At 64.5% G+C, this 22,926-nt stretch carries 34 protein-coding genes; 3 read left to right on the plus strand and 31 right to left on the minus strand.

The genetic code is table 11. From position 1 onward, the window contains the following. Positions 1 to 119: 119 nt before the first annotated feature. The 6 genes from BM009_RS04890 to rplO all read right to left on the minus strand — a co-directional run bounded on the left by BM009_RS04890 (position 120) and on the right by rplO (position 5,998). Complete coding sequence (locus tag BM009_RS04890) at positions 120 to 1,187, minus strand: DNA-directed RNA polymerase subunit alpha (RefSeq protein ID WP_093294254.1); 1,068 nt, start codon at positions 1,185 to 1,187, stop codon at positions 120 to 122. Positions 1,188 to 1,287: 100 nt separating this feature from the next. Beyond that, a complete protein-coding gene (gene rpsK, locus BM009_RS04895; RefSeq protein WP_019368402.1) occupies positions 1,288 to 1,677 on the minus strand; it encodes a 30S ribosomal protein S11 in 390 nt (129 codons plus the stop codon). Between the two features lie 79 nt (positions 1,678 to 1,756). Further along, the gene (gene rpsM, locus BM009_RS04900) at positions 1,757 to 2,125 is read right to left on the minus strand and encodes a 30S ribosomal protein S13 (RefSeq protein ID WP_066719859.1); all 369 of its coding nucleotides are present in this window, start codon (positions 2,123 to 2,125) and stop codon (positions 1,757 to 1,759) included. A 974-nt stretch (positions 2,126 to 3,099) separates the two neighbouring features. Further along, positions 3,100 to 3,753 (minus strand): adenylate kinase, encoded by a 654-nt coding sequence (locus BM009_RS04905; protein ID WP_093294256.1) that lies wholly within the window; start codon positions 3,751 to 3,753, stop codon positions 3,100 to 3,102. 29 nt (positions 3,754 to 3,782) lie between these two features. Next, a complete protein-coding gene (gene secY / locus BM009_RS04910) occupies positions 3,783 to 5,144 on the minus strand; it encodes a preprotein translocase subunit SecY (protein WP_093294257.1) in 1,362 nt (453 codons plus the stop codon). A gap of 323 nt (positions 5,145 to 5,467) precedes the next feature. Beyond that, positions 5,468 to 5,998 (minus strand): 50S ribosomal protein L15, encoded by a 531-nt coding sequence (gene rplO / locus BM009_RS04915; RefSeq protein ID WP_093294259.1) that lies wholly within the window; start codon positions 5,996 to 5,998, stop codon positions 5,468 to 5,470. A gap of 228 nt (positions 5,999 to 6,226) precedes the next feature. Between rplO and BM009_RS04920 the strand changes: the two genes are divergently transcribed. Beyond that, positions 6,227 to 6,676, plus strand: a complete 450-nt coding sequence (locus tag BM009_RS04920; RefSeq protein ID WP_093294260.1) for a YybH family protein — start codon at positions 6,227 to 6,229, stop codon at positions 6,674 to 6,676. Further along, on the plus strand, positions 6,625 to 7,173 hold the full coding sequence (locus BM009_RS04925) for a Cif family virulence factor (protein ID WP_139216536.1): 549 nt from the start codon (positions 6,625 to 6,627) through the stop codon (positions 7,171 to 7,173). Before BM009_RS04920 ends, BM009_RS04925 begins: the two co-directional genes overlap by 52 nt. Positions 7,174 to 7,329: 156 nt before the next feature. Here BM009_RS04925 and rpmD read toward each other — a convergent pair whose 3' ends face one another. The 24 genes from rpmD to rpsL all read right to left on the minus strand — a co-directional run bounded on the left by rpmD (position 7,330) and on the right by rpsL (position 21,415). After that, positions 7,330 to 7,509 (minus strand): 50S ribosomal protein L30, encoded by a 180-nt coding sequence (gene rpmD, locus BM009_RS04930; RefSeq protein WP_019369689.1) that lies wholly within the window; start codon positions 7,507 to 7,509, stop codon positions 7,330 to 7,332. Between the two features lie 6 nt (positions 7,510 to 7,515). Next, positions 7,516 to 8,256 (minus strand): 30S ribosomal protein S5, encoded by a 741-nt coding sequence (gene rpsE, locus BM009_RS04935; RefSeq protein WP_064313333.1) that lies wholly within the window; start codon positions 8,254 to 8,256, stop codon positions 7,516 to 7,518. 1 nt (position 8,257) lies between these two features. Next, the gene (rplR, locus tag BM009_RS04940) at positions 8,258 to 8,617 is read right to left on the minus strand and encodes a 50S ribosomal protein L18 (protein WP_174539078.1); all 360 of its coding nucleotides are present in this window, start codon (positions 8,615 to 8,617) and stop codon (positions 8,258 to 8,260) included. Beyond that, entirely contained in the window at positions 8,617 to 9,150 is a 534-nt protein-coding gene (gene rplF, locus BM009_RS04945) for a 50S ribosomal protein L6 (RefSeq protein WP_093294263.1), read from the minus strand. Before rplF ends, rplR begins: the two co-directional genes overlap by 1 nt. After that, positions 9,150 to 9,545, minus strand: a complete 396-nt coding sequence (rpsH, locus tag BM009_RS04950) for a 30S ribosomal protein S8 (RefSeq protein ID WP_010545734.1) — start codon at positions 9,543 to 9,545, stop codon at positions 9,150 to 9,152. Before rpsH ends, rplF begins: the two co-directional genes overlap by 1 nt. A 12-nt stretch (positions 9,546 to 9,557) precedes the next feature. Next, the gene (rpsN, locus tag BM009_RS04955) at positions 9,558 to 9,863 is read right to left on the minus strand and encodes a 30S ribosomal protein S14 (RefSeq protein ID WP_010545733.1); all 306 of its coding nucleotides are present in this window, start codon (positions 9,861 to 9,863) and stop codon (positions 9,558 to 9,560) included. Between the two features lie 19 nt (positions 9,864 to 9,882). Next, the gene (rplE, locus tag BM009_RS04960; RefSeq protein ID WP_093294265.1) at positions 9,883 to 10,464 is read right to left on the minus strand and encodes a 50S ribosomal protein L5; all 582 of its coding nucleotides are present in this window, start codon (positions 10,462 to 10,464) and stop codon (positions 9,883 to 9,885) included. After that, the gene (gene rplX / locus BM009_RS04965) at positions 10,457 to 10,774 is read right to left on the minus strand and encodes a 50S ribosomal protein L24 (protein WP_093294266.1); all 318 of its coding nucleotides are present in this window, start codon (positions 10,772 to 10,774) and stop codon (positions 10,457 to 10,459) included. Before rplX ends, rplE begins: the two co-directional genes overlap by 8 nt. After that, a complete protein-coding gene (gene rplN / locus BM009_RS04970) occupies positions 10,774 to 11,142 on the minus strand; it encodes a 50S ribosomal protein L14 (RefSeq protein ID WP_010545730.1) in 369 nt (122 codons plus the stop codon). The genes rplX and rplN overlap by 1 nt, the downstream gene beginning before the upstream one ends. Before the next feature lie 142 nt (positions 11,143 to 11,284). Continuing rightward, a complete protein-coding gene (rpsQ, locus tag BM009_RS04975) occupies positions 11,285 to 11,551 on the minus strand; it encodes a 30S ribosomal protein S17 (protein ID WP_064313337.1) in 267 nt (88 codons plus the stop codon). A gap of 13 nt (positions 11,552 to 11,564) precedes the next feature. Next, complete coding sequence (gene rpmC, locus BM009_RS04980) at positions 11,565 to 11,768, minus strand: 50S ribosomal protein L29 (RefSeq protein ID WP_010545728.1); 204 nt, start codon at positions 11,766 to 11,768, stop codon at positions 11,565 to 11,567. A 5-nt stretch (positions 11,769 to 11,773) separates the two neighbouring features. Next, positions 11,774 to 12,205, minus strand: coding sequence for a 50S ribosomal protein L16 (gene rplP, locus BM009_RS04985; protein ID WP_010545727.1), 432 nt, complete (start codon positions 12,203 to 12,205; stop codon positions 11,774 to 11,776). 16 nt (positions 12,206 to 12,221) lie between these two features. Then, positions 12,222 to 12,932, minus strand: a complete 711-nt coding sequence (rpsC, locus tag BM009_RS04990) for a 30S ribosomal protein S3 (RefSeq protein ID WP_093294268.1) — start codon at positions 12,930 to 12,932, stop codon at positions 12,222 to 12,224. After that, positions 12,932 to 13,309, minus strand: coding sequence for a 50S ribosomal protein L22 (rplV, locus tag BM009_RS04995; RefSeq protein WP_010545725.1), 378 nt, complete (start codon positions 13,307 to 13,309; stop codon positions 12,932 to 12,934). Before rplV ends, rpsC begins: the two co-directional genes overlap by 1 nt. Continuing rightward, positions 13,309 to 13,587, minus strand: coding sequence for a 30S ribosomal protein S19 (rpsS, locus tag BM009_RS05000; protein WP_066719904.1), 279 nt, complete (start codon positions 13,585 to 13,587; stop codon positions 13,309 to 13,311). Before rpsS ends, rplV begins: the two co-directional genes overlap by 1 nt. 3 nt (positions 13,588 to 13,590) lie before the next feature. Continuing rightward, a complete protein-coding gene (rplB, locus tag BM009_RS05005) occupies positions 13,591 to 14,442 on the minus strand; it encodes a 50S ribosomal protein L2 (RefSeq protein WP_093294269.1) in 852 nt (283 codons plus the stop codon). Positions 14,443 to 14,446: 4 nt separating this feature from the next. After that, positions 14,447 to 14,758 carry a 50S ribosomal protein L23 gene (locus BM009_RS05010; RefSeq protein WP_010545722.1) on the minus strand — a complete coding sequence of 104 codons (312 nt, stop codon included), beginning with the start codon at positions 14,756 to 14,758 and terminating at the stop codon, positions 14,447 to 14,449. Further along, on the minus strand, positions 14,751 to 15,377 hold the full coding sequence (gene rplD, locus BM009_RS05015) for a 50S ribosomal protein L4 (RefSeq protein WP_093294271.1): 627 nt from the start codon (positions 15,375 to 15,377) through the stop codon (positions 14,751 to 14,753). The genes BM009_RS05010 and rplD overlap by 8 nt, the downstream gene beginning before the upstream one ends. Beyond that, complete coding sequence (rplC, locus tag BM009_RS05020) at positions 15,378 to 16,127, minus strand: 50S ribosomal protein L3 (protein WP_093294273.1); 750 nt, start codon at positions 16,125 to 16,127, stop codon at positions 15,378 to 15,380. Positions 16,128 to 16,491: 364 nt separating this feature from the next. After that, positions 16,492 to 16,803 carry a 30S ribosomal protein S10 gene (gene rpsJ / locus BM009_RS05025; protein WP_010545719.1) on the minus strand — a complete coding sequence of 104 codons (312 nt, stop codon included), beginning with the start codon at positions 16,801 to 16,803 and terminating at the stop codon, positions 16,492 to 16,494. A gap of 269 nt (positions 16,804 to 17,072) precedes the next feature. Beyond that, positions 17,073 to 18,266, minus strand: a complete 1,194-nt coding sequence (gene tuf / locus BM009_RS05030; RefSeq protein ID WP_093294275.1) for an elongation factor Tu — start codon at positions 18,264 to 18,266, stop codon at positions 17,073 to 17,075. Positions 18,267 to 18,346: 80 nt separating this feature from the next. Continuing rightward, the gene (gene fusA, locus BM009_RS05035) at positions 18,347 to 20,443 is read right to left on the minus strand and encodes an elongation factor G (RefSeq protein ID WP_064313342.1); all 2,097 of its coding nucleotides are present in this window, start codon (positions 20,441 to 20,443) and stop codon (positions 18,347 to 18,349) included. 66 nt (positions 20,444 to 20,509) lie between these two features. Beyond that, a complete protein-coding gene (gene rpsG / locus BM009_RS05040; RefSeq protein ID WP_064313343.1) occupies positions 20,510 to 20,980 on the minus strand; it encodes a 30S ribosomal protein S7 in 471 nt (156 codons plus the stop codon). 63 nt (positions 20,981 to 21,043) lie between these two features. Beyond that, positions 21,044 to 21,415 carry a 30S ribosomal protein S12 gene (gene rpsL / locus BM009_RS05045; RefSeq protein WP_010545715.1) on the minus strand — a complete coding sequence of 124 codons (372 nt, stop codon included), beginning with the start codon at positions 21,413 to 21,415 and terminating at the stop codon, positions 21,044 to 21,046. Positions 21,416 to 21,714: 299 nt separating this feature from the next. On the opposite strand from rpsL, the gene BM009_RS05050 reads away from it, so the two are divergent. Then, positions 21,715 to 22,155 (plus strand): bactofilin family protein, encoded by a 441-nt coding sequence (locus tag BM009_RS05050; protein ID WP_093294650.1) that lies wholly within the window; start codon positions 21,715 to 21,717, stop codon positions 22,153 to 22,155. Positions 22,156 to 22,173: 18 nt separating this feature from the next. On the opposite strand, the gene BM009_RS05055 is transcribed toward BM009_RS05050, so the two are convergent. Next, positions 22,174 to 22,788, minus strand: a complete 615-nt coding sequence (locus tag BM009_RS05055; RefSeq protein WP_093294276.1) for a DUF4142 domain-containing protein — start codon at positions 22,786 to 22,788, stop codon at positions 22,174 to 22,176. Positions 22,789 to 22,926: the final 138 nt, after the last annotated feature.

Below are 22,926 nucleotides of genomic sequence, written 5' to 3' on the forward strand. Positions count from 1 at the left end.
CGGCCGAAGGCCGGTGCAGCGTCTGGAGGAAACCGATCGCCGCGTGCCGCGGCGCCCCTCCACCATTCGCTGCGCGAATGGTCCCCCTCCCCCGGCGCTGCCGGGGGAGGAATGGACCATCAGCCCATGATCTCCTGCTCGAGCTTCTTGGCCATTTCCTCGATATTCTCGGGCGGCCAGCCCGGGATTTCCATGCCCAGGCGCAGGCCCATGCTGGAGAGGACTTCCTTGATCTCGTTGAGCGACTTGCGGCCGAAGTTCGGCGTGCGCAGCATCTCGGCTTCGGTCTTCTGGACCAGATCACCGATATAGATGATGTTGTCGTTCTTGAGGCAGTTGGCCGAGCGGACCGAAAGCTCCAACTCGTCGACCTTCTTGAGCAGATAGCGGTTGATCTGCGCGGCATCGCCCGCAGCACCTTCCGCCGGAGCCGCTGCCGGCGCCATGCCGACCGGGGCTGCCCGGGTAACCGAAGAGTCGTCGAAGTGGACGAACAGCGCCAGCTGGTCCTGCAGGATCCGCGCGGCATAGGCCAGCGAGTCCTCCGGGGTCACCGTGCCGTCGGTCTCGACGGTCAGCGTGAGCTTGTCGTAATCGAGCTCCTGGCCGACGCGGGTGTTCTCGACCTTGTACGACACCTGACGCACCGGGCTGAACAGCGCATCGACCGGGATAAGGCCGATCGGCGCATCGGCCGGGCGGTTCGCGGTAGCGGGCACATAGCCCTTACCGACGTCCGCGGTCAGTTCCATGTTCAGCGTCGCGCCGTCGTCGAGGTGGCAGATCACCAGCTCGGGGTTCATCACTTCGATGTCACCCGAAACCGCGATATCACCCGCCTTCACTTCCGCCGGGCCGGTGGCCGACAGCTGGAGACGCTTCGGGCCTTCGCCCTGCATCTTGAGCGCGATCTGCTTCACGTTGAGGACGATGTCGGTCACGTCCTCGCGGACCCCTGCGAGCGACGAGAATTCGTGCAGCACGTTCTCGATCTTGATCGAGGTGACCGCCGCGCCCTGCAGCGACGACAGCAGCACGCGACGCAGCGCGTTGCCGAGGGTGAGGCCGAAGCCCCGCTCCAGCGGCTCGGCGACGAACGTCGACTTCCGCTTGGGATCGCCACCGGGCTTCTTCTCGAGGCCGTTGGGCTTCTTGAGTTCCTGCCAGTTCTTAGCGTTGACCGACACGGGCTTTCCTCATGTTGGGCGGGGAAGAGGCATTCCCCGCCAGGTATTTACTGCAAGACCGCGAGACCCGCCTCAGGGCCCGCGGTGCAAGCAGGACGTATCAGACGCGGCGACGCTTCGACGGCCGCACGCCGTTATGGGGGATCGCCGTCACGTCGCGGATCGAGGTGATCTGGAAGCCGACAGCCTGCAGCGCGCGGAGCGCCGACTCACGGCCCGAACCCGGGCCCTTGACTTCGACCTCGAGGGTGCGAACGCCGTGCTCGGCGGCCTTGCGGCCGGCGTCTTCGGCGGCGACCTGGGCGGCGTACGGGGTCGACTTGCGCGAGCCCTTGAAGCCCATCATGCCGGCCGACGACCAGCTGATCGCGTTGCCCTGCGCGTCGGTGATGGTGATCATGGTGTTGTTGAAGCTGGCGTTCACATGCGCGACGCCGGCGGTGATGTTCTTGCGTTCGCGACGGCGAATACGCTGCGGTTCACGTGCCATTTGGAATTTCCTGACCTAGAAGCTTGGTGCCTGGAGGCGCTGGGCCTCGGGGGAAGAAGTGCGCGCTGGGGAGCGCTGCTTACTTCTTCTTGCCGGCGATCGGCTTGGCCTTGCCCTTGCGGGTGCGCGCATTGGTGTGCGTGCGCTGGCCGCGGACCGGCAGGCCCTTGCGGTGACGCAGGCCGCGATAGCAGGCCAGGTCCATCAGGCGCTTGATGTTCATCGCCACCTGGCGACGAAGATCACCTTCCACGGTGTAGCCGGCGTCGATCGCTTCGCGGATCTGCAGCACTTCCTGGTCGCTCAGGTCCTGCACGCGGCGCTCCGGCGCGATGCCCAGCTGGGTGGTCAGTTCCTTGGCCTTGGTCGCGCCAATGCCGTGGATATACTGCAGCGCGATAACGACGCGCTTGTTGGTCGGGATGTTAACACCCGCAATACGTGCCATGAAATATATTCTCCCAGCTCCACGGGGCACTGCATGGCAGCGGCGCCCCATCTCGTAGCGTTGCCTTCCGAAATGCAGTGGCACGACGCACGCAGGGAGCGCCGCCGTAATCTACTGTTCCGGAAGTTGGGCGAGATACGGGGCCGCAGGCGAACTGTCAAGCGCCGCGGAGCCGGAAAATGCTGAACCCTCCTTATATAGCAAGGTTCCCGGCAGGCCAAGCGCGGCGAGCGGTTGCGGCGGTGAAGCGCGTCCCGATTCGGATAGGATAGCGCCGATCCTCCCCTGCAAGGGGAGGTGGCAGCCCGAAGGGCTGACGGAGGGGTGTAACCGCTGCAACGGAGCCCCTGGTTGCAACGGTTACACCCCTCCGTCGCTTCGCGACACCTCCCCTTGCAGGGGAGGATCTGACGGCGTGAAAAGAGGGCGCCCACCTTCCAGCTACCCGTCCCCGCTAAGAACTGGGCCCATCGATCCGTCGATCCTTCGGCTCGCCCCTTCATCCTGACATCCCATCGTCATTCCCGCGAAGGCGGGAATCTATTCGCCTGTGCACCGGGGGAAAGAACCGCAATATCAGCGCCAATGGATCCCCCCTTCGCGGGGATGACGGCGGCTTGTGGTGGGAAGCGGTCATACGCTCCCGTCAGAAAAACTGAATTTAGACGTCCTCAGGTGGCGGACGGGGGCATCGGTGTATCCATCTCCCTCTCCCGCTTGCGGGAGAGGGCCGGGGTGAGGGTGACTCGGGCGAAGAAAAGGGCCGCATTCGCCCCACACACCCTCACCCTTCCGCCGCCTGGCGGCGGCTCCCTCCCTCTCCCGCAGGCGGGAGAGGGAAAGCAAGCAGCAACCATTTATCTTCGTTCCGACGCACAGAAGGTGGACGCAGAGGGTAACGTCCGATCCTGGGCGGAGGCCGACGTCGCGATCCCCCAGAATCAAAAAGGGCGGGGTTTCCCCCGCCCTTCCCGTTACCCCTGCCCGCCGAGCACCGCGGCGATCTGCCGGGTCACTTCGTCGATATCGGCCATGCCGTCGACTCGCCGGACCAGCCCCTTCTCCTCGTAGAAGGGCAGGATCGGCGCGGTCTTGGCGCGGTATTCCGCCATGCGGGTGCGCACCGTCTCGGCATTGTCGTCGGGGCGGCGCTTGAACTCGGTCGAGCCGCACACGTCGCACACGCCGTCCACCTTGGGCAGCTTGTACTTGTCGTGATAGCCCTCGCCGCACTTGGCGCAGGTGAAGCGGCCCTCGACGCGATCGACCAGCGCCTCTTCGTTGACCAGCAGCTCGATCACATAATCGAGCTTGCGACCGCGTTCAGAGAGCAGCCCGTCGAGCGACTCCGCCTGCGCATAGGTACGCGGATAGCCGTCGAAGATCGCGCCCTTCTCGGTATCGGCCATATCGAGCCGCTCGCCGATGATGCCGGACACGATCTCGTCGGAGACGAGCTGGCCCGCCTCCATCACTGCCTTGGCCTTCAGGCCCGTGGGCGTCCCCGCCTTCACTGCGGCGCGCAGCATGTCGCCCGTGGACAGCTGCACCATGCCGCGCTCGGTCTCGAGACGCTTCGCCTGGGTGCCCTTACCGGCCCCCGGCGGACCCAACAGGATGATATTCAACAGGTACCTCCCCTAGTGCCGCGCGCAAATCAGCGCGCGCGGCCGCCCTTGAGCTTCGCCTTCTTGATCAGATCGCCATACTGGTGGGCCAGCAAATGCGACTGGATCTGCGTCACCGTATCCATGGTTACGTTGACGACGATGAGAAGGCTAGTGCCGCCCATCAGGAACGGGATGCTCATCGCGGAGAACGCCCATTCCGGGACCAGGCAGATGATGGTCAGATAGGCTGCACCGATCACGGTGATGCGGGTCAGCACATAGTCGAAATACAGCTCGGTGTTCTTGCCCGGCCGGATGCCGGGAACGAAGCCGCCATAGCGCTTCAGATTGTCCGCGGTTTCCTCGGGGTTGAAGACCACCGCGGTGTAGAAGAACGAGAAGAAGATGATGCCGGCCGCGTAGAGCGACATGTAGATCGGCGAACCGTGGCGCAGCCAGATGTTGAGGTTCGCGATCAGGTCGCCCCACCAGTTGTCGCCCGCGGACTGGCCGGCGAACTGGGTGATCGTCAGCGGCAGCAGCAGCAGCGACGAGGCGAAGATCGGCGGGATCACGCCGGCGGTGTTGAGCTTGAGCGGCAGGTGGCTGCGCTCGGCCTGGACGCCGCGCGCGGTCTGGCGCTTGGGATACTGGATCAGGATGCGGCGCTGGGCGCGCTCCATGAAGCAGATGAACAGCACCAGCAGCACCACGCCGACGATCACGAAGATCAGGCGCAGCGGATCGATCGAGCCCGAACGGCCGCTCTCGAACAACTGGACCAGCGTGACCGGCAGGCGGGCGACGATGCCCGCCATGATGATCAGCGAGATGCCGTTGCCGATGCCGCGGCTGGTAATCTGCTCACCGATCCACATCAGGAACATGGTGCCGCCGACGAGGCTGACCACCGCGGTGAGGGTGAAGGCCAGGCCGGGTTCGACCACCGGGCTCAGGCCCTTGGCGGCGCCGGCGGCTTCCAGGCCCTGCACCAGGAAATAGCCCTGCACGCAGGTGAGCAGCACCGTGCCGTAGCGCGTATACTGGTTCAGCCGCTTGCGGCCGCTCTCGCCTTCCTTCTTGATCGCGTTGAGCTGCGGCGACAGTGAGGTCGCCAGCTGCACGACGATCGACGCGGTGATGTAGGGCATCACGCCCATCGCCACGATCGACATGCGCGACAGCGCGCCGCCGGTGAAGTTGTTGAAGAAGTCGAGCACGCCGCCCTGCGTCTGCTGCGCGAGCAGGCCGAGCGCGGTCGGGTCGATGCCCGGCAGCGGCACATAGCTCAGCATGCGGAAGACGATCAGCGCGCCGAGGGTGAACCACAGGCGCTTCTTGAGGTCGGTGGCCTTGCTGAACTTCGCCAGATTGATGCTGGAGGCCAGCTGGTCGGCTGCGGATGCCATTTCGTATCTTCGTCCCGGATAAGTGACGGGCGCTCCCCCGCCCTGCGGAGTCGCATATAGGGGTTGTGCGCGGCTTGTCTAATGGCTGCGGGCGCGGAAAGAAACCGACACCTGCCCCGACCTTCGCCCAAACCCGCGTCATTCCGGCGAAAGCCGGAATCCATCGGGGTCACCGGCGCGGCGCTTGCCGCAACGTAGCGGCGAATGGATCCCTGCTTTCGCCGGGATGACGGACATGGTGGAAGGCGTCGCTCACGACGCGCGCATACCCAGGCCCAGCACGAAGGAAGGCGGAGCCTTGGGAGCCCCGCCTTCGCATTTCGTCAGCCCTGCTTGGCGGCCTTGGCAGCGGCCTGGGCCGTGCGGTGCTTCGCCTTGTGCTTGTCGGCGGCCGGAACGATCTCCGGCACGGTGACCGAGCCACCGGCCTTCTCGACTGCTTCGCGCGCGCCGGCGGAAACGCCCTGCACGGTGAAGTTCAGCTTCGCGGTGAGCGAACCCTTGCCGAGCAGACGGACGCCGTCCTTGCCGCCACGGGCCAGGCCAGCGGCCTTCAGCGCGGCGTGGTCGATGTCGGTCGCGGTCAGCTTGCCGGCGTCAACAGCCTTCTGGATCTCGCCCAGGTTCACCTCGGCATAGTCCTTGGCGAAGATGTTGTTGAAGCCACGCTTCGGCAGACGCATGTGGAGCGGCATCTGGCCGCCTTCGAAGCCCTTGATCGAGACGCCTTCGCGGCTCTTCTGACCCTTGACGCCGCGGCCGCCGGTCTTGCCCTTGCCCGAGCCGATACCACGGCCGATGCGCATGCGGCGATGACGGGCGCCCTGGTTGTCGTTGAGTTCGTTCAGCTTCATGATGTGTGCACTCGCTTTCGCTTTTGTCGCGCGTTGATGGGAAGCGCGGGCTCATAGCGGCGAGCGGGGGGAATGTCGACTCTTGTTTGCCACAGGCGGCGACTCGAGCTTGTGGCACGCGGCCGCACCCGACCATGCGCCGCAGTCCTCCCCGTCCTACGCTTCAGTCGTATCTGCGGAATGGTGATCATGCTATAGGTTTCCATCTCGATCTCGAGGGAGCGCCGCATGATCGTTCCGCTTCTCGCCTTGCTATCGGCCGCCTTCGCGCCGCCGCCCGCTGGATCAGCACACGCCTGCAAACCCTCACCCATTCGCGTCGCCAGCGAATCGCTCCGGGCGGAGATACGCCAACGCAACGCTAACCTGGTCACGGCGCGCCTCGCGGGACGGGTCGACGCGCTGATGACGAACTATGCGCCGGACAGCGTGTTCATGCCGGAGCACCAGCCTCGCCTCTACGGCGTGGCGCAGGGCACCGCATATTATCGCGCGTATCTCGCGCGGCTTCCCGAGCGCGCGCTGACCTTCACGATAATGGATATCGTCCCCCTGGACGGCGGCGACTGGAATGGGGCACGTTTCAAGTCGTCCGCGGCGCGACCGACGGCTCTGCGTCGTCGACCTTGGTCGGCAAATATCTGCATCTGTGGCGCCGCCAGGCCGATGGAACGCTGAAGCTGACAGCGGAAGTGTGGGGATATTTGAAGCCGCTCGACGACCCTTCCTCCCATTGGTTCCCCAGCCTCGCCCGAGGCGAGCCCAACGCCCATGTCCCGAGCGCCGAGGTGGCAGCCGAATTGGACCTGCTAAACGCGTCGAACGCCGCCTCGGTGCGCAAGCACGATTATGCGCGGATCGGACAATATGCCGATGACGCCGTGTACCTCCCCTTTGCGGACCAGCCACAGATGGGCATTTCGGCCATCCGGTCCCATCTGAAGCCCTATATCGAGAGAGGCCGGGGAACGACCTTCGAGCGCGTCGACGTCGGAAACGACGGCTTCGAGATCATCGATGGCCACATCCTCGAATATTCGAAGTTCGCGGTGCACTGGCGTGCCCGGGACCGGGCAGGCGTGACCTCTGGCGGCGGACTGCGTCTGTGGCGGCGCGGCGCGGATTGCTCGCTCAAGATCCTTTTGCAGATCGGCACGCACGACTACCGGCCGTAGCGCATTCCTGCCGAATACCGGCCTACGGGTCGAAGGCGAAAACTACGGGCTCTGACAGCCCACTCCCCCTGGCTCCGCACGAACCTCCAAAACGAAAAAGGGCGGTGGTTGCCCACCGCCCTCTTCCAATTGTCGCCAGGTCGGCCGACCGAAGGCTCAGCCCTCGATCACCTCGACCATGTGCGGCAGCTTGCGGATCATGCCGCGGACCTCGGGGCTGTCTTCCAGCTCCGAAACCTTGTGCATCTTGTTGAGGCCAAGGCCGATCAGCGTGGCGCGCTGATCCTTGGTGCGGCGGATCGGCGAGCCGATCTGCTTGATCTTGATCTTCGCCATGATCGTTTACTCCGTAACGGCCGCAGCGTCCGCCTCGGCGGTCTGCGAACCACCGCGGCCGAGCAGGTCGGCGATCTTCTTGCCACGGCGCTGCGCGACCGACTTCGGCGAAGTCTGCTCACCCAGTGCCTCGAACGTGGCGCGGATCATGTTGTACGGGTTGGACGTGCCGACCGACTTGGTCACCACATCGGCAACGCCGAGCGATTCGAAGATCGCGCGCATCGGGCCGCCGGCGATGATGCCCGTACCCTGGGGCGCCGAACGGACGGTCACGCGGCCTGCGCCGAAATGGCCGTTGCCATCATGGTGCAGCGTACGGCCTTCCTTCAGCGGAACGCGGATCATCGCCTTCTTCGCCGAAGCGGTCGCCTTCGAGATGGCTTCCGGCACTTCGCGCGCCTTGCCATGACCGAAGCCGACACGGCCCTTGCCGTCGCCGACGACGACGAGTGCTGCGAAGCCGAAGCGCTTGCCGCCCTTCACCGTCTTCGAGACGCGGTTGATGTGGACGAGCTTTTCGATCAGCTCCTCGCCACCGTCGTCCTGCGGACCACCGCGACGATCGTCGCGGCGACCACGGTTGCCGTCGCGGCCGCCACGGCCACGATTGTCACCGCCGCCGCCCGGGCCGCCACGGCCACGGCCGCCACGCGAACCACGGCCCTGCTGCTGCTGGTCGGGAGCCGCCTGGCCGGCGTCCTGCGCCTCGACCGGTGCTTCGGTCGTGTTGATTTCATCGGCCATCTTAGAACTCCAATCCGCTCTCACGCGCGGCATCCGCCAGCGCCTTGACGCGACCATGGTAGAGGAAGCCACCGCGGTCGAAGACGACCTGGGTGATGCCTGCAGCCTTGGCGGCCTCGGCAACGCGCTTGCCCACTTCCTGTGCCGCGGCGATCGTGGCGCCGGTCTGGCCACGCACGTCCTTCTCGAGCGTGGAGGCCGAGGCGACGGTGCGACCTGCGGCGTCGTCGATCACCTGGGCATAGATGTGCTTGCCCGAGCGATGGATCGACAGACGCGGACGGCCACCGGCCCGCGCACGAAGCGCGGTACGGTTGCGGCGACGACGCTTTTCGAAAAGCGAAAGACCCTTGGTGCTGATCACTTCTTCTTCCCTTCCTTGCGGAAGATGAATTCGCCATCGTACTTGATGCCCTTGCCCTTATAGGGCTCCGGCTTGCGCCAACGGCGGATTTCCGCGGCCACCTGGCCGACCTTCTGCTTGTCGATGCCCGAGATCTCGACCGTGGTCTGATCCGGCGTCTTGATCTCGATCCCTTCCGGGATGTCGAAGTTGACGTCGTGCGAATAGCCGAGCTGCAGCTTCAGGACCTTGCCCTGCGAGGCAGCGCGGTAGCCCACGCCGGTGATCAGCAGCTTCTTGGTGAAGCCGGTGGTCACGCCGGTGACGAGGTTCTGCACCAGGGTACGCTGCATGCCCCAGAAGGCACGCGCGCGCTTGGTCTCGTTCGCCGGCTGCACCGAGATGCCGCCGTCGGTCACTTCGTACTTGATGTCGTCGGCCAGCGGCATGGTGAGGGTGCCCTTGGGCCCCTTCACCGAGATCTGGCCGGCTTCGACCTGCGCGGTCACGCCCGCGGGGACGGGAACCGGCTTCTTACCGATGCGGCTCATCAGAACACCTCCGCGAGCACTTCGCCGCCGACATTCTGTTCGCGCGCTTCGGCGTCGGACAGAACGCCGCGAGGCGTCGAGACGATCGTGATGCCGAGGCCGTTACGGACGCGCGGAAGCTCCTGCGAACCCGAATAGACACGGCGGCCCGGCTTCGAGATGCGCGCGACGTGCTTGATCGCCGGCTGACCCTCGAAATACTTCAGCTCGATGCGGATGCCGGCCGCGGGGCCCATCTGCTCTTCGCTGTAGCCACGGATATAGCCCTCGCGCTGAAGCACGTCGAGGACACGGACACGCAACTTCGACGCCGGCGTGAGGACAGAGTCCTTGCGCGCGCGCTGACCGTTGCGGATGCGGGTGAGCATGTCACCCAGGGGATCGGTCACTGCCATCTTGCGTGTCCTTTACCAGCTCGACTTCGTGACACCCGGGATCAGGCCCTTGTTGGCCAGATCGCGCAGCATGACACGTGCGAGACGGAACTTGCGGTAATAAGCGCGGGGACGACCCGTCAGCTCACACCGGTTGCGAATGCGGGTCGGGTTCCCGTTGCGGGGAATCTCGGCCATCTTGAGCCGTGCGATGAGACGCTCGGTCTCATCCAGGCTTTCGTCGTTCGCAATCGCCTTGAGCTTCGCGTACTTGCCGGCGTACTTCTTCACCAGCTGCTTGCGACGCTCGTTCTTGTTGATCGAACTCAGTTTCGCCATGACTTAAGTTCTTCCTTCCTTACGCCGCCTGCTTCGTTTCGCCGTCCGCCTGCGGGAACGGGAAACCGAAGAGACGGAGAAGCTCGCGAGCCTCGTCATCCGTCTTGGCAGTGGTGGTAACGATCACGTCCATGCCGCGCACCTTGTCGATGCGGTCATAGTTGATTTCGGGGAACACGAGCTGTTCCTTCAGGCCGCAGGCATAGTTGCCACGGCCGTCGAACGACTTCGGGTTCAGGCCGCGGAAGTCGCGGACGCGCGGGAGCGCGATCGTGATGAAACGATCGAGGAACTCGTACATGCGCTCGCGACGAAGGGTCACCTTCGCACCGATCGGCATGCCTTCACGCAGCTTGAACTGCGCGATCGACTTCTTCGCCTTGGTCACGACGGGCTTCTGGCCGGCGATCAGTTCCATTTCAGAAGCGGCCTGCTCGACCTTCTTCTTGTCCTGGGTGGCTTCGCCAACGCCCATGTTCAGCACGATCTTTTCGATGCGCGGAATTTCCATGACGTTCTTGTAGCCGAACTTCTCGGTCATCGCCTTGACGATCTGCTCGTCATAGAGCTTGCGCAGGCGGGGGGTGTAGGAATCAGCCATTGATGACATCCCCGGTCTTGACGGCGACACGAACCTTCTTGCCGTCGCGGGTTTCGAAGCGGACGCGCGTCGCCTTGCCGTCGGCGGTCACGTGCGCGACCTTCGAGACATGGAGCGGCGCCTCGATGCGCACCAGGCCACCCTGGGGCTCGCCCTGGGTCGGCTTCTTGTGGCGCACGGCGATGTTCACGCCGGAAACGACGACCTTGTCGTCCTTCGGCAGCGACTTGACGACCTCACCGGTCTTGCCCTTGTCCTTGCCGGACAGAACAACAACGCGGTCGCCCTTCTTGATCTTGGCAGCAGCCATCACAGCACCTCGGGGGCGAGCGAAATGATCTTCATGAAGCCCTTCGAGCGGAGCTCGCGGACCACCGGGCCAAAGATACGGGTGCCGATCGGCTCCTCGTTCTTGTTGACCAGCACGGCGGCGTTACCGTCGAAACGGATCACCGAGCCGTCGGTGCGGCGGATGTCCTTCGCCGTGCGGACGATAACCGCGCGGTGGACGTCGCCCTTCTTAACCTTGCCGCGGGGAGCGGCTTCCTTGATGCTGACGACGATGACGTCGCCCACGCCGGCGAAGCGACGCTTCGACCCGCCCAGCACCTTGATGCACTGCACCCGCTTCGCGCCGCTGTTGTCAGCGACGTCGAGATTGGACTGCATCTGGATCATCGATCCGGTTCCTTCTCGTTTGGCCTGCCGGGACGCGCCCGGTGGTTCCGTTTCTAATGCGTCACCCCGGCCTCGCGGCCGGGGCACCAAAGCGGCGGCCTATGACCGCAACTTGAGTTCTCCGCAAGAGCGGAGATGACGATTATGCGTCGACCGTGTTCGGCGTCGCGTGGGTATCGACCCGCCCGATCACCTTCCAGGTCTTCAGCTTGGAGATCGGCGCAGTCTCTTCGATGCGCACGGTCTCGCCGGCCTTGTACTCATTCGCCTCGTCATGGGCGTGGTACTTCTTCGAGCGGCGGATGATCTTCCCGTAGAGCGGGTGCTTCACCTTACGCTCCACCAGAACCACCACGGTCTTGTCGCCCTTGTCCGAGACGACATTTCCGGTCAGCACGCGCTTCGGCATGGTCTCGGTCCTCTTACTTGGCAGTCGAGCGCGAGCGCTCGTTCTGCAGCGTCTTGATACGGGCGATGTCGCGACGCACTTCCCGCACGCGGGTCGGCTTCTCGAGCTGGCTGGTGGCCGCCTGGAAGCGCAGGTTGAACTGCTCGCGCTTCAGGTTGCCCAGCTGCTCGGCGAGCTGGTCGTCGGTGTTGGCCCGAAAGTCGGTTGCCTTGGTCATTTCTCTCAGCCCTCCAGGTGCGTCGTGTCGCCGAGGCGGGCGACGACCTTGGTCTTGATCGGCAGCTTCATCGCAGCGCGCTCGAACGCTTCCGCCGCGAGCGGGCCGGGAACGCCGTCCAGCTCGAACAGGATGCGGCCGGGCTTGACGCGGGCGACCCAGAATTCCGGCGAACCCTTACCCGAGCCCATGCGGACTTCGGCGGGCTTCGACGAAACGGGGACGTCCGGGAAGATGCGGATCCAGAGACGACCCTGACGCTTGATGTGACGCGTGATCGCGCGGCGAGCCGCCTCGATCTGGCGCGCGGTGATCCGCTCGGGCTCCATCGCCTTCAGGCCATAGGAGCCGAAGTTGAGCGCCGTGCCACCCTTGGCTTCGCCATGGATGCGGCCCTTGAAGGCCTTACGGAACTTGGTGCGCTTCGGTTGCAGCATTGTTCTGTCCTAGTCCTTAGCGGCGATGATCGTCGCGCGACGGGCGCACGCCCGAGGTCTGTGCCTCGAGGTTCAGCCGGTCCTGCGCCATCGGATCGTGGCCGAGGATTTCGCCCTTGAAGATCCAGACCTTCACGCCGCATACGCCGTAGGCGGTGTGGGCTTCGGCCTCGGCATAGTCGACGTTCGCGCGCAGCGTGTGCAGCGGAACGCGGCCTTCACGGTACCATTCGGTACGGGCGATTTCCGCGCCGCCCAGACGGCCGGCGCAGGTGATACGAATGCCCTCGGCGCCGAGACGGAGTGCCGACTGCACCGCGCGCTTCATCGCACGACGGAACGCGATGCGGCGCTCCAGCTGGTCCGCCACGCCTTGCGCGACGAGCTTCGCATCGACTTCCGGCTTGCGGATCTCGACGATGTTCAGCGACACGTCCGACGAGGTCATCTCGCCCAGCTTCTTGCGAAGCTTCTCGATGTCCGCGCCCTTCTTGCCGATGATCACGCCGGGGCGTGCCGCGAAGATCGAGATGCGGCACAGCTTGGCCGGACGCTCGATGACCACCTTCGAGATCGCGGCCTGGGGCAGCGTCTTGACGATGAACTTGCGGATCTTGAGGTCCTCAAGCAGGAGCCGACCGTAATCGGCGCCCTCTGCGAACCAGCGGCTGTCCCAGGTGCGGTTGATCTGCAGACGCAGACCGATGGGATTGCTCTTCTGACCCATTATGCTTCTTCCTGCTCGCGCACGACGATGCGCAGACGGCTGAACGGCTTCAGGATGCGGGTGGACTTGCCACGGCCGCGCGTCGCGAAGCGCTTCATCGTGATCGACTTGCCGACCGACGCCTCGGCGACGACGAGCGCGTCGACGTCGAGGTTGTGGTTGTTCTCGGCATTGGCGATGGCCGAAGCCAGAACCTTGCGCGCGTCGACCGCCATCGCCTTCTTGGAGAAGGCGAGGATGTTCATCGCTTCAGCCGCGGTGCGGCCACGGATGAGGCCGGCGACCAGGTTCAGCTTCTGCGCCGAACCGCGGATCTGGGTGGCGACGGCAAGGGCTTCCTTGTCGCCAACCTTGCGGGGGGCTGCCTGCTTGCTCATTAGCGCTTACCCTTCTTGTCCGCGGCGTGGCCGGGGAAGAAACGGGTCGGCGCGAACTCGCCGAGCTTCATGCCGACCATGTCCTCGTTGACCGACACCGGCACGAACTTGCGGCCGTTGTAGACGTTGAACGTCAGGCCAACGAACTGCGGCAGGATCGTCGAGCGACGCGACCAGGTCTTGATCGGGCCAGCGCGGGTGCCGGCCTCCTGAGCGGTCTCTGCCTTCTTGAGCAGATGCAGGTCCACGAACGGACCCTTCCATACGGAGCGAGCCATCTATCAGCCCTTCTTCTTCGCGTGACGCGAACGGATGATCATCTTGTCCGTCGCCTTGTTGTGGCGGGTGCGCGCACCCTTGGTCGGCTTGCCCCACGGGGTAACCGGGTGACGGCCGCCCGAGGTACGGCCTTCACCACCGCCGTGCGGGTGGTCGACCGGGTTCTTCGCGACACCGCGGGTAAGCGGACGCGAACCCTGCCAGCGGCTACGACCGGCCTTGCCGAAGTTCTGGTTCTGGTTGTCGGGGTTCGACACCGCACCCACGGTCGCCATGCAGGCGGCGTGGATGTAGCGCTGCTCACCCGAGCCCAGACGCACGATCACCATGCCGCGGTCACGACCGACGACCTGGACGTACGCACCGGCCGAACGGGCGATCTGACCGCCCTTGCCCGGCTTCATCTCCACATTGTGGACGATGGTGCCGACCGGGATCTGGCCCAGTTCCATGGCGTTGCCCGGCTTCACGTCGGTCTTCTTGCCCGCGATCACCTTGTCGCCGACAGCGAGACGCTGCGGAGCGATGATGTAGGCAACGCGATCCTTGCCGGCTTCGTCGGCGCCGTAGTTGATCAGCGCGATGAAGGCGGTGCGGTTCGGGTCATACTCGATCCGCTCGACGGTGCCTTCGACGTCCCACAGGCGACGCTTGAAATCGACGATGCGATAGCGCTGCTTGTGACCGCCGCCGATGCCACGCGAAGTGACATGGCCCTTGTTGTTGCGGCCGCCGGTCTTCGTCTTGCCTTCGGTCAGCGCCTTGACGGGGCGACCCTTGAAGAGCTGCGAGCGGTCGATCAGGATCAGCCCGCGGACGCCCGGCGACGTCGGATTATAGTTCTTGAGCGCCATGGTCTCAGATCCCCGTGGTCACGTCGATCTGTTCGCCCTGGGCGAGCGTCACGACCGCTTTCTTAAAGTCCGAACGGCGGTAGGGCGCGCCCTTCCACTTCTTGGTCTTGCCCTTCTGGACGAGGGTGTTCACGCCGGTGACCTTGACGTTGAACAGCGCCTCGACGGCAGCCTTGATCTCCGGCTTGGTCGCGTCGTTGGCGACCTTGAAGACCACGGCGTTCGCCTCGGAGACGAGCGTCGACTTTTCGGTGATGTGCGGGGCGAGCACCACGTCGTAGTGACGGATGTCGACCGGCTTTGACTGCTTAGCCATTGAAGCGCGCCTCCAGCTTCTCGACGGCAGCGCGGGTCAGGACCAGCGTGTCGCTCTTCAGGATGTCGTAGACGTTGGCGCCGATCGCCGGCAGCACGTTCACCTGGTGCAGATTGCCTGCCGCCAGCGCGAACGTGGTCTCGACGGTGTCACCGTCGATCACAAGCGCCTTCTTGCCGAAGCCCAGCTTTTCCAGGTTGCCCACGAGCACCTTGGTCTTGCCGTTCTCGACGACCAGGCTGTCCATGACGATCAGCGAACCAGCCTTGGCGTGGCTCGACAGTGCCATCTTCAGGCCCAGCGTGCGGATCTTCTTGTTCAGCGACGGATTGAAGTCGCGGACGCGGGCGCCGTGCGCCTTACCACCACCGATGAACACCGGAGCGCGGCGATCGCCGTGACGTGCAGTGCCGCCACCCTTCTGGCGACCCCACTTCTTGCCCGTACGCGCAACGTCCGAACGCTCGCGGGTGCCGCGGGCAGTGCCGCGACGCTTCTCGAGCTGCCAGGTGACGACGCGGTGCAGGATGTCGGCGCGCGGATCGAGACCGAAGATCTCGTCGTTGAGCTCGATATCGCCCTTCTCGGCGGCGTCGAGGGTTTGAACCTTGACCTTCACTTAGACCTCCTGGCCTTCGGTGGCTTCCGGAGCCGCCACTGCGGGCGCTTCGGCGGGAGCCTCGTTGCTGTTCGCGACGGTCTTCAGACCGGCGGGGTACGGCGCTTCGGCGTGACGGGCGACCTTGACGGCGTCCTTCACGATCAGCCAGCCACCCTTCGAGCCCGGAACCGAACCCTTGACGAAGATCAGGCCGCGCTCGGCATCGGTGCCGACCACTTCCAGATTCTGCTGGGTGCGATTGCGGTCGCCCATGTGACCGGCCATCTTCTTGTTCTTGAAGACGCGACCCGGATCCTGGCGGTTACCGGTCGAACCGTGCGAACGGTGCGAGACGGAAACGCCGTGGGTGGCGCGCAGGCCGCCGAAGCCCCAACGCTTCATGGCGCCGGCGAAACCCTTACCCTGGGTACGGCCCGACACGTCGACCAGCTGGCCTGCGACGAAATGGTCGGCCGAGATTTCGGCGCCCACGTCCAGCAGGCCATCTTCCTCGACGCGAAATTCGCAGAGGATCGCCTTCGGCTCGACTTCGGCCTTGCCGAAGTGGCCGCGCTGCGGCTTGGCGACGTTCTTTGCCTTCGCCGTGCCGGCGCCGACCTGAACGGCCACATAGCCATCCTTGTCGGTGGTGCGCTGTGCCACCACCTGGACGCCTTCCAGTGCCAGAACGGTCACCGGCACGTGCCGGCCGTCGTCCTGGAACAGGCGGGTCATCCCCATCTTCTTCGCGATAACGCCAGTGCGCATCGGCCTGTTGCTCCTATTACAGAGGCACCCCCGGGACCATTCCCGCGGGTGCGTGTTCAGCCCTAGAGTTTTTACTGCGAAGCCCCCGTCCGGGCTGAACCCCCGCCTTGCGGCGGGAGAGACGGGGGACGCAGGCCCGGCCACTCGAAAGCCGCCGGCGGTATCCCTTGTCGCTGCGGGCCGATCCGGCCCGCCACTCCTTGCGTTGGATCGGGAAACGATCCGGTCGAGGAGGATGACGACTCCAAGCATGGAGCCGCGAATCTCGAGGAAGCGGCGCCTTTACGTCAGCTACGCTTCCATGTCCACCGCATTAAAGGGTGAACGCCAAAAGCCCCCGCGAAACGCGGGGGCCGGAGCCGGCTCAGGCCAGCTTGATCTCGACGTCGACGCCGGCGGCCAGGTCGAGCTTCATGAGCGCGTCCACGGTCTGCGGGGTCGGCTGAACGATGTCGAGCATGCGCTTGTAGGTGCGCGTCTCGAACTGCTCGCGCGACTTCTTATCGATGTGCGGGCCACGGTTGACCGTGAACTTGTCGATGTGAGTCGGGAGCGGGATGGGGCCACGGATGAGCGCGCCGGTACGGCGGGCGGTGTCGGCAATGTCGCCGGCAGCCTGATCGAGCACGCGGTGATCGAACGCCTTGAGGCGAATGCGGATATTCTGCGTTTCCATGGTCCTACCGATGCGAAAGAGCGGGGCAACGCACCCAATTGCCATCCCGGCGAAGCCCCGGCCCCTGCCCCATCCGCTGCTGGAGCGATTCGGGCGGCGCCGGTTGAACCGGAACGGCGGCTGGATGGCCGCCTCTTGCTGTTGAACTCAAAACTCGAAGGGCGCGCCTTTAACGGCCCTTCTATAAAAAGGCAACCGCCCGACACTCATTTTCGAGTGCCGGGCGGAACCTTTTTGCAGTCACCTGCCGGCCGGAGCCGGCGAGATGCTTACTTGTCGATCGAGGCAACCACGCCCGCGCCGACGGTACGACCGCCCTCACGGATGGTGAAGCGCTGGCCGACGTCCATAGCGATCGGCGCGATCAGCTTGACGCCCAGGGCGATGTTGTCGCCCGGCATCACCATCTCGGTGCCCTCGGGCAGCTCGACGGTGCCGGTCACGTCCGTGGTACGGAAGTAGAACTGCGGACGATAGTTCGCGAAGAACGGCGTGTGACGGCCACCCTCGTCCTTCGACAGGACGTACACTTCCGACTTGAACTCGGTGTGCGGCTTGATCGAGCCCGGCTTCGCCAGAACCTGACCACGCTCCACTTCGTCGCGAGCGACGCCGCGCAGCAGCGCACCGACGTTGTCGCCGGCCTGGCCCTGGTCGAGCAGCTTGCGGAACATTTCGACGCCCGTGACGGTGGTCTTGCGGGTGTCGTGAATGCCGACGATCTCGACTTCTTCACCAACCTTGATGATGCCGGTTTCGACACGGCCGGTCACCACGGTGCCGCGACCCGAGATCGAGAACACGTCTTCGATCGGCATCATGAACGGCTTGTCGAGCGGACGCTCCGGCTGCGGGATCGACTCGTCGACCGCTGCCATGAGGGCCAGGATCGCTTCCTTGCCGAGCTTGTCGTCCGAACCCGAGAGGGCGGCGGTCGCCGAACCACGGATGATCGGAATGTTGTCGCCGTCGAACTCACGACGCGACAGCTCTTCGCGGATTTCCATCTCGACGAGCTCGAGGATTTCCTCGTCGTCGACCAGGTCGACCTTGTTGAGGAACACGACCATGGTCGGCACGCCGACCTGACGGGCCAGGAGGATGTGCTCCTTGGTCTGCGGCATCGGACCGTCGGTCGCTGCCACCACCAGGATCGCGCCGTCCATCTGCGCCGCGCCGGTGATCATGTTCTTCACATAGTCGGCGTGACCCGGGCAGTCGACGTGCGCGTAGTGACGGCTGTTGGTCTCATACTCGACGTGCGCGGTCGAGATGGTGATGCCGCGCTCGCGCTCTTCCGGCGCCTTGTCGATGTTCGCGAAATCGACCGCAGCGTTACCCGCAACGTTCTCCGCGAGGATCTTGGTGATCGCAGCCGTCAGCGACGTCTTGCCATGGTCGACGTGACCGATGGTGCCGATGTTGAGGTGCGGTTTGCTCCGATCGAACTTTGCCTTCGCCATTGTCTTCCTACCTTCTGATTCAATTTCCCGTGCCGCATGGGGACTCGCGAGAACGCGGCCCCATAGCGGCTGTTTTCCGATTACGCCAGCTTTGCCTTCACTTCGTCGGCGACGTTGGCGGGCACTTCGTCATAGTGCGAGAACTGCATCGTGTACTGCGCGCGGCCCTGGGTGAACGAGCGGAGCGCGTTCACATAGCCGAACATGTTCGCCAGCGGCACCATGGCAGTGACGGCCTGCGCGTTACCGCGGGTGTCCGTGCCCTGGATCTGGCCACGACGGCTGTTCATGTCGCCGATGACGTCGCCCAGATAGTCCTCCGGGGTGACGACTTCGACCTTCATGATCGGCTCGAGCAGCTTGATGCCGGACTTCTGCGCCGCTTCGCGCATCGCTGCACGGGCGGTGATTTCGAAGGCCAGCGCCGACGAGTCGACGTCGTGGTACGCACCGTCATACAGCAGCACTTCGAAGTCGATGATCGGGAAGCCGACCAGCGAGCCTGTGGCTGCCGTCTCGCGGAAGCCCTTTTCGATCGCGGGGATATATTCCTTCGGAATGTTACCGCCCTTGATCTCGTCCTTGAAGACGAAGCCCGAACCGCGCTCGCCCGGCGTCAGCTTGACCTTGACGCGACCGAACTGGCCGGTGCCGCCCGACTGCTTCTTGTGCGTATAGTCGATGTCGACCGGCTTCGCGAGATATTCGCGATACGCCACCTGCGGCGCGCCGACATTGGCCTCGACCTTGAACTCGCGCTTCATGCGGTCGACCAGGATCTCGAGATGGAGCTCGCCCATGCCCTTGATGATGGTCTGGCCGCTCTCCGAGTCGGACGAGACGCGGAACGACGGGTCCTCGCGGGCAAGGCGATTGAGCGCGACGCCCATCTTTTCCTGGTCCGCCTTGGTCTTCGGCTCCACCGACAGCTCGATCACGGGCTCGGGGAACTCCATCCGCTCGAGGATGATCGGGGCGTTCTGCGCGCAGAGCGTGTCACCGGTCGTGGTATCCTTGAGGCCGGCGAGCGCGACGATGTCGCCCGCATAGGCTTCCTGGATGTCCTCACGGCTGTTCGCATGCATCAGCAGCATGCGGCCGACCTTTTCCTTCTTGTCCTTCACCGAGTTCATCACGGTGGTGGCCGCTTCGAGCTTGCCCGAATAGATGCGCGCGAAGGTCAGGGTGCCGACGAACGGGTCGTTCATGATCTTGAACGCCAGCGCCGCGAACGGCTCGGTATCCGAGGACGGACGCTCGTCCGGCGTCTCGCCGTCGAGCTTCACGCCCTTGATCGCCGGAACGTCGAGCGGGCTCGGCAGATAGTCGATCACCGAGTCGAGCAGGGGCTGCACGCCCTTGTTCTTGAACGCCGAACCGCAGACGACCGGAACGAACGCCATCTCGAGCGTGCCCTTGCGGATCAGACGCTTGAGGTCGGCGACGCTCGGCTCGTTGCCTTCGAGATAGGCTTCCATCAGCTCGTCGTCGAGCTCGACGGCCATCTCGATCAGGTCGCTGCGATACTTCGCGGCCTTCTCGGCCAGATCGGCCGGGATTTCCTGATATTCGAACTTCGCGCCCAGGCTCTCTTCGAGCCAGATGATCGCACGGTTCTCGACCAGGTCGACGAGACCCTTGAAGCCGCCCTCGATGCCGATCGGGAGATACAGCACCGCCGGACGCGCGCCCAGGCGATCGACGATCGAGTTGACGCAGAAATAGAAGTCGGCGCCGGTGCGATCGAGCTTGTTGATGAAGCACATGCGCGGCACGCCGTACTTATCGGCCTGGCGCCACACGGTTTCCGACTGCGGCTCAACGCCGGCAACGCCGTCGAAGCACGCAACCGCGCCATCGAGCACGCGCAGCGAACGCTCGACTTCGATGGTGAAGTCGACGTGGCCGGGGGTGTCGATGATGTTGATGCGGTGCTCTTCGCCCTTGCCGTCGGCAGCGCGCCAGAAGCACGTGGTAGCAGCAGACGTGATCGTGATCCCGCGCTCCTGCTCCTGCTCCATCCAGTCCATCGTCGCGGTGCCTTCGTGCACTTCGCCGATCTTGTAGGACTTGCCGGTGTAATAAAGGATACGCTCGGTCGTGGTCGTCTTACCGGCGTCGATATGGGCCATGATGCCGATGTTGCGGTAACGCTCGAGCGGATGGCTGCGGGCCATGATCGTGGTTTCCTTGAAAATTTGGGGAGCCGGACCGTCCAGCTCCCCAATATGTAGGTACGAAAGTTACCAGCGGTAGTGGCTGAAGGCGCGGTTCGCTTCCGCCATGCGGTGCGTGTCTTCGCGCTTCTTCACCGCATTGCCGCGGTTGTTCGCCGCATCCATCAGCTCACCCGAAAGACGGGCGGCCATGGTGTGCTCGCTGCGGTTGCGGGCCGAGGTGATCAGCCAGCGGATCGCGAGCGCCTGCGCACGCTCCGGACGGACTTCGACCGGAACCTGGTAGGTCGCACCGCCGACGCGGCGGCTGCGGACTTCGATGCCGGGCTTCACGTTGTTCAGCGCGTCATGGAACACGCCGATCGGCTCGCGCTTCGCGCGCTGCTCGACGGTCTGCAGGGCGCCATAGACGATCGCTTCCGCGACTGCCTTCTTGCCGTCCAGCATGACCGAATTCATGAACTTCGACAGAACCTGATCACCATAGACGGGATCGGGCAGGATTTCCCGCTTTTCGGGACGACGACGACGTGCCATCTCACATAATTCCTTCTGAACTTCAGCCGATCCGGAACACGTCCGGGGCTTACTATGGCCTGATTACTTCGGACGCTTCGCGCCGTACTTCGAACGGCTCTGCTTACGATCCTTGACGCCCTGCGTATCGAGCACGCCGCGAAGGACGTGGTAGCGGACGCCGGGAAGATCGCGCACACGGCCGCCGCGGATGAGCACCACCGAGTGCTCCTGCAGGTTGTGGCCTTCACCCGGAATGTAGCTGATGACTTCGCGGCTGTTGGTCAGGCGAACCTTGGCCACCTTGCGGAGTGCCGAGTTCGGCTTCTTCGGGGTCGTCGTGTACACGCGGGTGCAGACACCGCGCTTCTGCGGGTTCTGTTCCATCGCAGGGACCTTGGACTTGGCCTTCTGCGGTTCGCGGCCCTTGCGGACCAGCTGGTTAATCGTCGGCATGAAGCCCTTCACCTTTCAGATGGTTACTTTGCTGGAGCCCTGTTGGACAGAATACGAAAAAGCCCCGAAGGCCTCAGCCCCCCGGGCGATTGCGTCTCCAGCAACGTTCAGCTCTTTGTACCCAAGGCAGGAATCGCCCTACCCGGAACCGGGCGGCCTATACCGATGCGGGGCCATCCGGTCAACTCCGCCGCCCTCGGGCCGCCGCAGCACCGGCGTTAACCCTTTCCAGGGGCTGCTCCCCGGCGGCAGCTGTGCTAGCCCGCGTGCCGAATTGGTTCAACATGGGGATGTGGCGCATGTTCAACGGCAATCGCAATCGGGAGGATCGCGCAGCGTCCGGCGGGAGCACCGCGCAGGCCAATGCGCGGCGCGGGCAGTTCTCGGTGCTCGGGGCCGACATCGTCATCACCGGCAATCTCGTCGCCACCTCGGATCTGCATATCGACGGCCGGATCGAGGGCGATGTTCGCTGCGGCAGCCTGGTGCAGGGCGCCGAAAGCCAGATTTTCGGCCGAGTCGAGGCCGAGGACGCGCGGCTCGCCGGGTCGGTCGAAGGATCGGTGCGCGCCCGCCAGCTCACCATCGAGCGCACTGCGCGGGTCACCGGCGACGTCGAATATGAGACGATCATGGTCGAACAGGGCGGCCATATCGACGGCCGGCTCAAGCATATCGGCGGCACGACCGCCACGGTCGCGCCGCCGGTGCTGGTCAAGGCGAGCGAGGAAGCGGCCTGAAGCCCCTTCCTCCGGGACTCACATGCCCTTGATCATGTCGTAGTGCTTGGAGATCACGGGCGCCGCATCCTTCGCGAAGTCGCGCAGCTGCGCCACGTCGCCGCCCTTGGCATAGGCCTGCACCGCAGCGAGCGCCTTCTGGTGCGCGACCACCTGCTGGCTCTTGTACGCCGTGTCGAATTGGGTGCCGGTCGCCGATTCGAGCGTCTTCAGGTTCGCCTGCTGCTCGTCGGTCATTGCCGGCGCCGGGGTGATCGCCGGGCTGGCCTTGCCCGCTGCGGTCTTCAGCATCGCGGTGGACTTGGTGTGGTCGTCGACCATCTGCTTGCCGAAGCTCTTCAGGTCGGCGGCCGTCGCCTTTTGCTGGGCGAGCTTGCCGGCGGCGATCTCATAGGCGTCGCTCGCCGCGACCGTATTGGCGAAATCCTGGCCGGTCATCGGCGCGGCCGTCATGGCGTTGCCGTCCATGCCGTTCATCGTGCCCATATTATCGCCCATCGTCTCGCCGGCGGGAACGTTGGTGACGGTGTCGCCGCTATTCATGGCGTCGGTGCCGCCATTGCTGTTGCCGCCGCAGGCAGCGAGCGCGAAGATCGGGGCAGCGCTCAAGATCAACAGGTGCTTCTTCATCATACAGACCTCCTCGTTTCCGGGACCGAACGCCCCGCCCCCGGTGGCGTTCCGAAACGAGGAGCATATGTATTTGAGTTAGCATCATAAGTTAGAATTGGAAGAGCCTGGAGTACTTTCGTTCGGCACGTTTCGTCGATG

The sequence above is a fragment of the Sphingomonas sp. NFR04 genome, assembly GCF_900114095.1.
Classification (GTDB): domain Bacteria; phylum Pseudomonadota; class Alphaproteobacteria; order Sphingomonadales; family Sphingomonadaceae; genus Sphingomonas.